Genomic DNA, 11,890 nt, shown 5'->3' on the forward strand with positions numbered 1-11,890 from the left:
CGCTGCTCCTACGCCGCCGGCACCCTTTGCGGGGTGCCCTTATCTGCAATCGTAGTTCATCATGGTAGGGAAATTGGGCAGCGTTGCAGTCTGGCGCGACGGAATTGGGGGCGATGTGCAACGGGCTTTCCGAAGACTGGGGGAGAGATGAATCAGGCAGGGAGACTGGCGTGTGCTGCAGGGCCCTTTGCGCCATTGCCGATGGAGCTTGGCCGTCTGTTCATGCCAGAGGCGTTGACCCCCTTATTTTTTACCCCGGTGTATGCCGGGCTGACGGCCGAGCAACGTTTGTATTACAACCAGTTGCAAGCCTGCTGCTTTAACGAGCAGATCGTATTTTTCGAGTCCCTGATTGGCGATGGGGTGATGCAAGCCCTGCTCAAGGAAAACTGGCCGCCAACCTTCGCCCGGCAATTGCGGCAGTTCTGGCAGGAAGAGCAGGCACACAGCGCCATGTTCCGGCGTCTGAACCGTAGCAGTCGGCCACAGTGGTATGAGCGGGCCGACTACCATTTCGTCCGGTTTGCGCCGCCGCTGTGGGCGTTCATCCGCTGGGCGGCAAGGCATCCTCGCCTGTTTCCGATGCTGCTATGGCTGATGCTGCTGCAGGAAGAGCGTTCGTTGCATTATTCCAGCGAGTTTTTGCGGCACCGCCAGCAGCTGGAGCCTCACTTTGTTGAGGTTTATCGCCTGCATATGATTGACGAGGCCGGCCATGTCAGAAGCGACCTCGCTTTGCTGGACCAGTTGTGGCCGAGTCTGAGCATGCGCAGCCGGCAGCGTAATGCCCGCTGGCTGGCGTGGGTGATCCGCGAGTTTGTCTCAGGCCCGAAGCGCGGCCAGTGGCGGGTGATTGAGGCGTTGCTGCAGGCGTTTCCGGCCCTGCAAGCGCAGCGGTGCTGGATTCGTGAGCAGGTGGTCGCGTTGGAGCAGAACGAGACATTCCAGCTGTCGCTGTATTCGCGGCGGATTGTGCCGCGCAGCTTTGAACGGTTTGACCAGTGGCCGGAACTACAGGTGCTGGAGGGCGCCATCCGGGGCTATCGCTGGCAAGGGAAGGCGCAGGCATGCTGAATATGGCGGAGCAGACCGCGCTGAGTCTGGTGGATGTCGCCACGCTGCAGCTATATCAACAGATGCTGGCATCGCCACGGCATGGCCCTTTCATTGCAGCGGTCAACGCACAAATGGCAGCTCCCCAGCCGGTGGGTGTGCCGGCCGATCTCCGTCTGGTGATTGTTCCCGGCGCGTTTTATCAATATCTGCCGCGTTCGGGGGCGGATGGGCATCTGGTCAAACGCCAAGCCAGGCGGCAGGGATGGACCATCGACACCCTGCCGACCGATGGTACCGGCAGCGTCATCGGTAACGCCCGCATCATCTGCGACTGGCTGAAAGCGCAAACCGGATCGCGGCTGGTGCTGGTGTCGGTCAGCAAGGGCAGCGCCGACCTCAAACTCGCCTTGCAGCAGGCGGATGTCGGGCGGGCATTTGAGCGGGTCGTTGCCTGGGTCAATCTGTGCGGCATGCTCGATGGCACGCCATTGATTGACTGGCTGCTGAGCTGGAATATCGAAGCGGCCTTCAATCGTCTGTATCTGCAGATGAAAGGCGCGAGCTTCGATTTCGTCAACGATCTGCGGCGCGAGCCAGGAGGGGTGCTTGATAGTGCCCTGGCCCTGCCACCGCATCTGTCGTTGATCAGCCTCGTCGGCTTTCCACAGCGCCAGCATATTCCGACCGGCACCGGTCGCCGCTGCCACGACCGGCTGGCCAGTTACGGTCCCAACGATGGGGTGCTGTTGCTCAACGACGTTTGCGCTTTGCCGGGTCGCCTCTACCCAATCTGGGGGGCGGATCATCTGCTGCGCGGCCAGGCGCCCATCGAACCCTTACTGGCCGCCGTGCTGGCGTGTCTGGCGCGGGAGCTGGCGGTCTGACCTGCAGACGCGCGCCACCATCGGCCCGGCGCGACCGGAAACAAAACGCAACAAGGCCTATTGCGGACGATGGTCCAGCCGGTGCATGAGCATGCGCCAGTTCACTTCCCAGTGATTCCCGGCGTCATCCGACATGGCCTGTTCCCAACGCGCACTATCTGGGGTGAGGTCTGACCAGCGATAGCGCACGAGAATAGGGCGCCCATCCAGTGTGTCTTCACCTTCGAAGATCCCGACGCCGTTTTCAAACCGCCCCACTACGGGGGGCTGCAGAATGCCCGCTGGTGTCAGGCCGCCACTGAGGTTGTCCAGCCAGTAGATGCTCCACAAACCGGTTTGTGGATTGAACAGCCGTAGCGACATACCCAGATAATCTGGACGCCAGCTGTTGGCAACGAAGTCATCGAAGTTGCCGATGCCGCCGGGCAATGCCTGATTGGTCTGGAAGGCGGTAAAGGTTTCCCAGTCGTGGCTGCCTTGCAGGCGTTGGCGCAGGCGCTGATTGTCAACCCGCCAATGTCCTTGCAGGAAGTCGAAGTCATGGCGGCCGTCATGAGGGGTCTGGTTGGGTGTGGATGGCATGGTGTGCTGGCAGTCCCAAAGGTGATGTGGGGGCAGTAGATGCCCAACGGAAAAGCCGCCATCATAGGTTTTCGATCCCGCGCCAGACCATGCAGGGCTGATGGTTTTGAGCGGGTTTTTCCTTCAATTCGCAGGTTTTTGGATGAATTTGCCTTGAAGTCTGAACTGGATAGCTACGATCAGAAAATACTGGCCTTGTTGCAAGCCAATGCCCGTCTGGGGTACACGGAAATTGGCCGGCAGATTCATCTGTCTTCGCCTGCAGTGGCTGAGCGGATTCGCCGGCTGGAGGATGCCGGGGTGATTGCAGGCTATGGCGTACGTTTGAACCTGCGAACCCTGGGCTACAGCTTTGAGGCATTTATTCAGGTTACGGTGGAGTCCCATGCGGCACTGGATGCCTGGGCTGCGGCGCACCCGGAAGTCTTGGCGCTTCATGCCACAACTGGTAGTCACTGTGCCTTGTTGCGGGTGGCGGTGGTGAGCCCGGAGCATCTGCAGACACTGCTGTTCTCGCTGGGTGAGATCGGCAAGACCAGTACATCGGTGGTGTTGACGTCTCAGCTGGAAGACCGTCCGCGGCTGACGGCAGAGCAATTACTGGCAATGCACGTCTCGCCTGATCCGTCAGGCGGGTGATGACGCAAAAAGCCGGGCAAAGCCCGGCTCGGTGTGGTGGTCATTGGATCTGCTGCAGCGTCAGAGCTGGCGAGCCGTACTCAGATTTCCTCGTGTGAAGCCCCGAGAATGATCTCTTTATTATTGTTTTCGGTGAACTTGCAGTAGCCCTGTGGCCCGACCTGCGAGCTGCCCGTGGCCTTGTGGGCCAGGAAGTCACCGCCATGCTTGGTGAATTCGCGGGCAGTGGCCACACCGTGCCCTTCAAACTGGAACCAGGATTCAACACCGGTTTCGGTCTTGCGCAGGCCGAACAGCAGATGGCCGGCGCCTTCAATATCCATGCCGAACTGGCGCGCGCCTTCGATATGGCCGGGCTTGCCCTTGGCATAGTGCGACGATGGAGTAAAGCCACCGCGTTCGATGCCGCCTTCTGGTAGCTGATCTTTGGTCAGGTTCTGCGTCACCTCTTCGACCGACGCGAAATTCTGACCGGTCAGTTCGTTGATCATGTCCAGATAGAGGGCGCCGCCATCATCTTTGGCCACACAATGCGCACCGCGCATGATGTATGACTCCAGATTGGTCGAAATTTCGGTGCCCAGATCCTGATCTTCTTTCAGCTTGAGCGTGCCACCGAGACTGCCGGCATTCAGCACCTCTCGGTTGTCACGCACATAGCGGCGGATGGTGGCGGTTTCGGCTTGACTCTCGCTGCCCACAACTTTGGCACCGCGCAGGGTGGCGCTGGCTTTGGTCTGATCCTTTTCTGTGGCTGGGGCGTCGATATAGCCACCGGCCCAGCTGGCACCGGCATGCACGGTATTGCCCAGTGTTTCAACGACCCCGACGCCAGTACCGACGGTGCCGACAACCCCTTTGACGGTGAATGATCCGACTGACCACAGGCCACTCCCCAAGGCACTGAATCCGCTGCTGATGGTACTGCCCCAGCCTTTACTACTGGTCTTGGGTGCTTCCTGAACGTCTTGGGTGGTGACGGGTAAGGTTGGGGTGCTACCGACAGATAAAGACATGATGAACTCCACAATTTAAATAGTTAAAAATCCGGTAAAACTTTTTGCCGTTATCTCAGGCAAATAAACCTGGCATCGTGTTGTGAATGGTGCTGGGTGGTGTGATCGGAATTTCATTTTCGATAATCCGACCTTCTTCACTCGCTTTACGCCAAATAGCCAGGTTTTGTAGAAACTGATCGATGGCATCTGCCACGGATTCTGGGGTGGCGGTGGCAACGTTGATCCGCTTGAACAGGAAGGTTTGCATCTGTTCGGGATGAACAAAAAAGTAGCAATCTGCGGTGGCGATCCCAAACGCCTGAGCACGGAACAGGGATTCAAGATACGCCAGTCTCTCTGGCCCGCCGGGTGTTCTGCCGATGGGAGAAGAGATAAAGAGGGTGGTGGCATCCATATCAGTTTCAATGTGGACAGGTGCGCCACTTTCAATTTCCAGAATCACCGAACCCGATTCCTGAAACGCTGGCTCCCCCATACCATTTTGGCTGGCATATACCATTAAGAGGGAAGCTAATATCGGGTTATTCATCTGGATTCTCCACTTTATCTGATTGGCGACATTTGTATCGCTTACGAAGGGTAAGTGACGCATATTGAAAAGCGGTTCTTGGTAGTTTTTACCAAAATTAAAATGAACTGAATTTCAAATAGAAAAAAGGCCGGATTGATTCCGGCCTTTGGGGGTGGGCTGACGAATTGGTAGCAATCGGCTAATTGGGTTGTTGTAACTGTTGCAGAATCGCCGGGTTTTCCAGTGTGGAAGTATCCTGAGTAATTGCTTCGCCCCGGGCAATCGCACGCAACAGCCGTCGCATGATCTTGCCCGAGCGGGTTTTGGGCAGGTTGTCGCCAAAGCGGATGTCGTCGGGCATGGCAATCTTGCCGATTTCGTGGGCCACCCAGTTCTTGAGCGCTTCGACCACCTTGCGGGCATCGTCCCCCGTAGGTCGCGCCTGTTTGAGCACCACAAACGCCACCACGGCTTCGCCCTTGATCTCATGGGGTTTGCCGACGACAGCGGCTTCGGCCACCAGCGGGTTGGCAACCAGAGCCGACTCGATTTCCATCGTCCCCAGTCGGTGGCCAGAGACATTCAGTACATCGTCGATCCGGCCCATGATCCAGAAATAGCCGTTTTCGTCACGGTGGGAGGAGTCACCAGCCAGGTAATACTTGCCGTTGAATTCTTCGGGGAAGTAGGTCTTCTTGAAACGCTCCGGATCACCCCAGATGGTGCGCAGCAGGCTGGGGAAGGGTTTCTTGATGACGAGAAAGCCGCCTTTGCCGGGTTCGACCGGTGCGCCGGACTCATCGACGATGTCGGCGATGATGCCGGGGAGCGGCAAGGTGCAGGAGCCAGGCTTGGTGGCGATGGCTCCCGGCAGCGGCGAGATCATGGCGCTGCCGGTTTCGGTCTGCCACCAGGTATCGACAATCGGGCAGCGACTGCCCCCCACGGTTTCGTAGTACCAGATCCAGGCTTCGGGGTTGATGGGTTCGCCCACCGTTCCCAGCAGCCGCAGGCTGGAGAGATCGTGTTGCTTGGGCAGGTCGGCGCCCAGCTTGATCAGGGAGCGGATGGCGGTGGGTGCCGTGTAGAAGATGCTGACTTTATGCCGCTCGATCATCTGCCAGAAGCGGTTGGCATCCGGATAGGTGGGGACGCCTTCAAAGATGACCTGAGTGGCGGCATTGCCAAGTGGGCCATAGCAGACATAGCTGTGGCCGGTGATCCAGCCGACATCGGCCGTACACCAGAAGACATCGTTGGGTTTGATGTCGAACACCCAGCGGAAGGAGTTGAGCGCGCCCAACAGATAGCCGGCAGTGCTGTGCTGGATGCCTTTGGGTTTGCCGGTCGAGCCGGAGGTGTAAAGGATGAATAGCGGGTCTTCGGCGTTCATCCATTCTGGTTCGCACTGTTCTGGCTGGCCTTCCGTCAGTTTGTGCCACCAGATATCCCGACCATCCTGCCAATGGCTGCAGCCATTGTTGGTGCGCTGATAGACCACGAGGTGACGTACGCTGTCGCAATCGCCATGTGCCAGGGCCTCGTCGCAAACTGCCTTGAGCGCCACCGGTTTGCCGCCCCGCAGCCCTTCGTTGGCGGTGATGACGGCGCTGGCGCCGGCATCCAGAATGCGCTCGTGCAACGATTTGGCCGAGAAGCCACCGAACACTACGGAGTGGATGGCGCCAATCCGGGCGCATGCCTGCATGGCAACGATGGCTTCAATGCTCATCGGCATGTACACGACAATCCGGTCGCCCCGCTTCAGACCGAGGCTTTTGAGGCCATTGGCAAACTGGCAGACGCGCCGATGCAGTTCGGCATAGGTAACACGGGTGACGGCGCCATCGTCGGCTTCAAAGATGATGGCCAGTTTGTTGGCATGCAAGGCCAGATGCCGGTCCAGGCAGTTGTAGCTGACATTGAGCATGCCATCGTCGAACCACTTGAAGAACGGCGCGTTGCTATCGTCGAGTACCCGGCTGAAGGGCTTTTTCCAGCTGATCTGCTCGCGGGCCAGATCGCCCCAGAATGACAGATAGTGGCTGTCGGCCTGTTCGCACAGATCGTTGTAAGCCGCCATTCCCGAGATGGTGGCGCGGTGACGGAATTCGTCCGATGGGGGAAACAACCGGGTTTCCTTGAGGATCGAATCAAGGGTGGACATAGGTAATGCCTCCTGTCTGATAGAGAGGGATGCGCGGAGCCGGGCTCCGCCTCCAGAATCAATGCTTGCTTGCGCCCTCGGCGCCTATGCCTGTCATCGAACGGATGAACTGAGGCAGGAAGGCGGACTTTTCCTGATTGGCCTGTGGACTGCGATCAAGAACCGAGAACAGCCAGGTGCAGAAAAAAGCCAGGGTCATTGAGAAAATCGCCGGGTTTTTATAGGCAAACAGCGCTTCCTTGTTCTTCAGGACGTCTACCCAGACGGTAGGCCCGAAAACGATCAGCGTGACGGCCGAAATCAGGCCGATAAAGCCACCAATCACCGCGCCACGAGTGGTCAGGCCGCGCCAGAACATGCTGAGGAACAGTACCGGGAAGTTGGCCGATGCCGCAATCGAAAACGCCAATCCCACCATGAAAGCGATGTTCTGCTTCTCAAACGCAATTCCCAACAGGATGGCGACGATGCCCAGACCCAGAGTTGCCAGCTTCGAGACGCGCAGTTCGTGCGCTTCATCGGCCCGGCCACGCGCAAACACGTTGGCGTAGAGGTCATGGCTGACTGCCGAAGCGCCGGAAAGCGTCAAGCCTGCAACAACGGCCAGGATGGTGGCGAAGGCGACCGCCGAGATAAAGCCCAGAAAGAGATCCCCTCCGACGGCCTTCGACAGATGCACGGCAGCCATATTGTTGCCGCCAATCAGCTTGCCGGCGGCATCCTTGAATTCAGGATTGGTGGACACCAGCATGATGGCGCCAAAGCCGATGATGAATGTCAGGATATAAAAGTAGCCGATGAAGCCTGTGGCAAAGAACACCGACTTGCGCGCTTCCTTGGCATCCGCCACGGTGAAGAAACGCATCAGGATGTGGGGCAGGCCCGCCGTCCCGAACATCAAGGCCAAGCCCAGCGAGATGGCGTCGATCGGGTTGGAAACCAGGCCACCGGGGGCCATGATGGCCTCTTTTTTGGCGTGGACCTCAACCGCCTTGGCAAACAGCGCCTCGACACTGAATCCCGCACTGTAGAGCACCATGCCCGCCATGAAGGTAGCGCCCGATAGCAGCATGACGGCTTTGACTATCTGTACCCAGGTGGTGGCCAACATGCCGCCGAACATCACATAGAGCACCATCAGCACGCCTACCAGTACGACCGCCGAGCTGTAGCTCATGCCGAACAGCAGCTGGATCAGCTTGCCGGCCCCTACCATCTGCGCGATCAGATACAGCGCCACCACGACCAGCGTGCCGGTTGCGGCCAGCACTCGAACCGGCGTTTGCGACAGGCGATAGCTGGCGACATCGGCAAAGGTGTATTTGCCGAGATTACGTAAGCGTTCAGCCACCAGAAACAGAATGATGGGCCAGCCCACCAGAAAGCCGATGGAGTAGATCAGCCCGTCGTAGCCCTTCTCGAACACCATGGCCGAAATACCCAGAAACGACGCGGCCGACATATAGTCCCCCGCAATCGCCAGCCCATTCTGCATGCCGGTGATGCCACCGCCAGCGGCGTAGAAGTCCTTGGCCGACTTGGTCCGCCGTGCTGCCCACCAGGTAATGCCGAGCGTAAATGCCACGAACAGCAGAAACATCACGATGGCATGCCAGTTCAGCGAACGTTGGGTGACCGGGCCTTCCAGGGTGCCTGCCGCCAGAACCAGCGGTGAAACCAGTCCGGCACCAGCGGTCAACGCCGCACGCAATAGCGATTTGAGAGAGAGCGGTTTCATTGCTGTGCCTCCTCGACGATCTGCCGATTGAGCGCATCGAATTCACTGTTCGCCCGCCGCACGTAAATACCGGTCAGCACAAATGCCGACACGATGACAAAAATGCCCACCGGGATGCCCAGCGTGACGGTGCCTCCGGCCAGCGAAGTTCCTAGTAGCTTCGGGTCGAATGCCACGACCAGAATGAAGCCGTAGTAAATCGCCAGCATGGTCAGAGACAACTTCCAACTGAATCGCGAACGCTTGCTGACAAGTTCCGTGAAACGCGGATTGGCCTGAATCCGCCGCATCAGATCGTCGTTCATGTTGCATCCTCCATCTTGAATAGGTTCCGGGGCACGAAGCATCTGCTTCGTCAGGTTCTCCTGACCTTTCATTTCCGGATTGCGCCAGGCTGGGTACGATCCGGAAATGAAACGTCAACAGAACTCAGTACCCCGCAACGCTACGCCCGAGGCGGGAATCCCATCCAATCGCAAATTTCGATGGTAAAAATCACCAACACCAATGCGGCACCTGCACAAAGGCGTCTGCATGCGGGTTTGCGGGCAGGGCATGGCTGCGGCTGATCCTGTCCATCAGATTCGCTGATGCAAGAATCCCCGCTTGACCGAGAGGTTTGGCAGGCAAATCAGGGGGCAGAGAGAAAGCCCCGCGCCGGTCACACTTCTTCCAGTGTCTTGCCATCGTGGCGGATGCTGAGTTGACCGTCAGGTGAGAAGTTGAGGGATATGGTGTCAATGTGCCGATGGCTGGAAAAAAGATGGCGGTACTTGGCGACGATGGCGTCAGCATCGGACTGGGACTTGGCGGCGGCGTATTCCTGATGGAAGGGGAGCAGTTTGTTCATCTCGACCAGGTGCGATGTCAGTGCGGCGGTGGTGCGCAAGGCCCGTTCCATTGTCGGGTCTTCCGCCAGCGCACGCTTGAAGGCATCGGCATGCGGATAATCGGCCGGTAGCTGGAGCTGCCCAGCCTGATCGTAAGTGATGCTGGCCGGGGGCTTGGGAATGCCATGCTTCGCCAGAAAGTCTGGCATTTTCGAAGAGACGAATTGGGATAGTGCGTCGATGTTCCTGCGACTGGGCAGCAAGATCGGCAACGAATCCAGATTGACGGCCTGGCTGCCCGGCGGGGTGAAATAACGTTCGACATCCAGACTGATGGCGCCATGGTTGGTGTCGAACTCAAGCTTGGACCCCGCAGAGGTGACCATGGCCTCGGCAGCCAGTCGATCGCGTCCCGCCTGTGAAAGGTTGACTGCGTAGGCAGGCTTTGCCGCCACAGCAGGCGGATTTTGCCGGGGCATGGCTGATGGAGCGGCCGTTGTCGCCGACATCCGCGTAGAAACTGGTTGAACGGTCATCGCTCGTCTCCGGTCGCGTCTGATAAGCATCATCTTTGCAATGAACATGCCTGCAAAGACAGCGGGCGGGAGAGATTGGGCGAGAAATTCCCGCTTACCAGAACACGATTCTGGTGAGAAATAAAATGACCCGTTTGAAATGGCCCGCTCTAAACGGAAGTGCAACACCTCCACATACGTTTGAAGGTGTTGCACTTTGAATTTAAAGGGGGGATTTTGTATGCGTTAATGCCAATTCGTGAGCGGTAGTTAAAGCATCATTTGCGTTGACCTCAATGTCTGGTGTAACGCCTGTTTTTTCCCAATTTGACTGGGTTATTGGATTAATCGGACGTGCGCCGGGTAGCAGTAAGCTGAAATGAGGGGTTGGCCAGTGGAATTTGCAGGCATGAGCGCCGCCGCCAGTGGTCTCACCGATCAATGTGGCCCGGCCTCTGGTTTGTAGATCGTAGGCGAGCATTTCTGCACCCGAAAAGGTATAGTGCGCCAACAGTAAATAAATCGGCTTTTCTTCGCCGAAGCGTTGCCCCGGAACCCAATCATAAGTGTGATACTGTTCAACGATACCCTGATCTCTGATATGCAACGCACTCAAAGCGGTACGTTCTTTGAAAAAGTAGCTGCATAGCCACGCCACTGTTGCAGGGTCTCCTCCGCAGCATTTTCTCAAATCAATGATCAATGCTTTGCTTTTTGACAGTAAAGTCATTGCCGCAGAAATATACTCGGCAGATCTTGCGTGCTCTACGAGTTCACGAATGTCTATATAACCTATATTGCCTTCGAGGAATTCAATTTTGGCAATACCAAATGATATATTCTCTACGTGTGCCTGGCGGTTGTTTTGTTCATATATGGTTTCGCCTTCCGTTTCCGGCTGATGCGCTTCGGGGAAATACCTGACTCGTAAATGTTCGTCGTTCGAAATGCGCTGAAGATCGGCTGTGATGGCATCGGCCAGGTCTTCTGGTTGATGAAAGGTGCTATATCCACCCTCATCCAGTTTTGATTCCAGATATTGATTAATGGATTCGGCTATTTCTGGAAAAACATAGCGTAATAATATTTCATTTCTTAAGTTGGTAATCAGTTCTTTTAGGTTTTCTGTTTTCATGTTGTGCAATTAAGAATTTTCTAATTAAGGAGCTTTATCAACCCATTAACGCGGATAGCAGCATGATTCCGGCGTTATGGGTGGGGGAGTGTATCCGAGGGCGTTTCAAAAAGCCAGCTGCACTGCGATGCAGGGCGTCACATAGAGAATATTTTATAAAAGCATGTACAGCCGAGCTTTTGGCTCGGAAGCGGTTTTTTGAATGGGAATGCTGTATCTATAAAAATTGCTGTTAATGGATTTAACATTTTATCTGACGGGATGTATGTGTGCATGAACCTAAAACAGCGCGATGCGCAAAAAATGGCTTGGTATAGCGGGAAATATAAAATGTCCGCAAAGACTATGCCTGTGAAATTGGCGGACTACATTTGTAAGGCGATGCGGCTTTGCCAATTTCAATCAGATTTAGAACCTGCTGTACCGAGTCTTCCAGATCGTCTTGATTGCACCAATAGTCAAGTATCGCGCCATAAGTGCAATAGCGAGACAGATTGAATCCATATTCAATGTCGTTGTACCAGATCACACCGTTGCCAAAAATGGCAACTACCCAAAATCCACCCCCCTCGTTACCCCAGGGGTCTTGTGCCCATCGCTGCGGTAATCGTCTTATGACCTCCCAAAGTCGTTGCTGAGGCAAGGTCATTCGAGGTTCTGCCGCAAGGATGAGATCCCAAATGCCGCTTTCGGTGATTGGAGACCAGCTCATTTAACAGGTTTGAGAGGAAAAGTAGGTCATGAGAGATGTATTGCTAGGTCTGAGGGCGCTTCTTCCGCATAAGAGGAAGCTTCCGAAGCAGCCCGGTGAATC

At 56.5% G+C, this 11,890-nt stretch carries 12 protein-coding genes; 3 read left to right on the forward strand and 9 right to left on the reverse strand.

Translation table 11 applies throughout. From position 1 onward, the window contains the following. The first annotated feature begins 147 nt into the window (after positions 1–147). Together PZA18_RS14905 and PZA18_RS14910 are read left to right on the forward strand one after the other, a co-directional pair. Positions 148–1,074 carry a diiron oxygenase gene (locus tag PZA18_RS14905; protein WP_284101655.1) on the forward strand — a complete coding sequence of 309 codons (927 nt, stop codon included), beginning with the start codon at positions 148–150 and terminating at the stop codon, positions 1,072–1,074. Next, entirely contained in the window at positions 1,068–1,940 is an 873-nt protein-coding gene (locus tag PZA18_RS14910; RefSeq protein ID WP_284101656.1) for a hypothetical protein, read from the forward strand. Before PZA18_RS14905 ends, PZA18_RS14910 begins: the two co-directional genes overlap by 7 nt. Positions 1,941–1,997: 57 nt before the next feature. Here PZA18_RS14910 and PZA18_RS14915 read toward each other — a convergent pair whose 3' ends face one another. Next, positions 1,998–2,522 carry a hypothetical protein gene (locus PZA18_RS14915; protein ID WP_284101657.1) on the reverse strand — a complete coding sequence of 175 codons (525 nt, stop codon included), beginning with the start codon at positions 2,520–2,522 and terminating at the stop codon, positions 1,998–2,000. Between the two features lie 153 nt (positions 2,523–2,675). Between PZA18_RS14915 and PZA18_RS14920 the strand changes: the two genes are divergently transcribed. Further along, positions 2,676–3,161: an Lrp/AsnC family transcriptional regulator gene (locus PZA18_RS14920; protein ID WP_284101658.1), complete on the forward strand. Its 486-nt coding sequence runs from the start codon at positions 2,676–2,678 to the stop codon at positions 3,159–3,161. A gap of 80 nt (positions 3,162–3,241) precedes the next feature. On the opposite strand, the gene PZA18_RS14925 is transcribed toward PZA18_RS14920, so the two are convergent. The 8 genes from PZA18_RS14925 to PZA18_RS14960 form a co-directional block, all read right to left on the reverse strand. Then, positions 3,242–4,177 carry a hypothetical protein gene (locus PZA18_RS14925; RefSeq protein ID WP_284101659.1) on the reverse strand — a complete coding sequence of 312 codons (936 nt, stop codon included), beginning with the start codon at positions 4,175–4,177 and terminating at the stop codon, positions 3,242–3,244. 55 nt (positions 4,178–4,232) lie between these two features. Beyond that, positions 4,233–4,709, reverse strand: a complete 477-nt coding sequence (locus PZA18_RS14930) for a type III secretion system chaperone (RefSeq protein ID WP_284101660.1) — start codon at positions 4,707–4,709, stop codon at positions 4,233–4,235. Between the two features lie 181 nt (positions 4,710–4,890). Further along, positions 4,891–6,858, reverse strand: a complete 1,968-nt coding sequence (acs, locus tag PZA18_RS14935; RefSeq protein WP_284101661.1) for an acetate--CoA ligase — start codon at positions 6,856–6,858, stop codon at positions 4,891–4,893. A gap of 58 nt (positions 6,859–6,916) precedes the next feature. Beyond that, positions 6,917–8,596, reverse strand: a complete 1,680-nt coding sequence (locus tag PZA18_RS14940; protein ID WP_284101662.1) for a cation acetate symporter — start codon at positions 8,594–8,596, stop codon at positions 6,917–6,919. Continuing rightward, positions 8,593–8,901, reverse strand: a complete 309-nt coding sequence (locus tag PZA18_RS14945) for a DUF485 domain-containing protein (protein ID WP_284101663.1) — start codon at positions 8,899–8,901, stop codon at positions 8,593–8,595. Before PZA18_RS14945 ends, PZA18_RS14940 begins: the two co-directional genes overlap by 4 nt. 356 nt (positions 8,902–9,257) lie before the next feature. Next, complete coding sequence (locus PZA18_RS14950) at positions 9,258–9,962, reverse strand: hypothetical protein (protein ID WP_284101664.1); 705 nt, start codon at positions 9,960–9,962, stop codon at positions 9,258–9,260. A gap of 202 nt (positions 9,963–10,164) precedes the next feature. Continuing rightward, positions 10,165–11,076: a S41 family peptidase gene (locus PZA18_RS14955; RefSeq protein ID WP_284101724.1), complete on the reverse strand. Its 912-nt coding sequence runs from the start codon at positions 11,074–11,076 to the stop codon at positions 10,165–10,167. A 343-nt stretch (positions 11,077–11,419) separates the two neighbouring features. After that, entirely contained in the window at positions 11,420–11,788 is a 369-nt protein-coding gene (locus tag PZA18_RS14960; protein WP_284101665.1) for a hypothetical protein, read from the reverse strand. Between the last annotated feature and the right edge of the window lie 102 nt (positions 11,789–11,890).

Origin of the sequence: Parachitinimonas caeni, assembly GCF_030129945.1 — a bacterium.
Lineage (GTDB): Bacteria > Pseudomonadota > Gammaproteobacteria > Burkholderiales > Chitinimonadaceae > Parachitinimonas > Parachitinimonas caeni.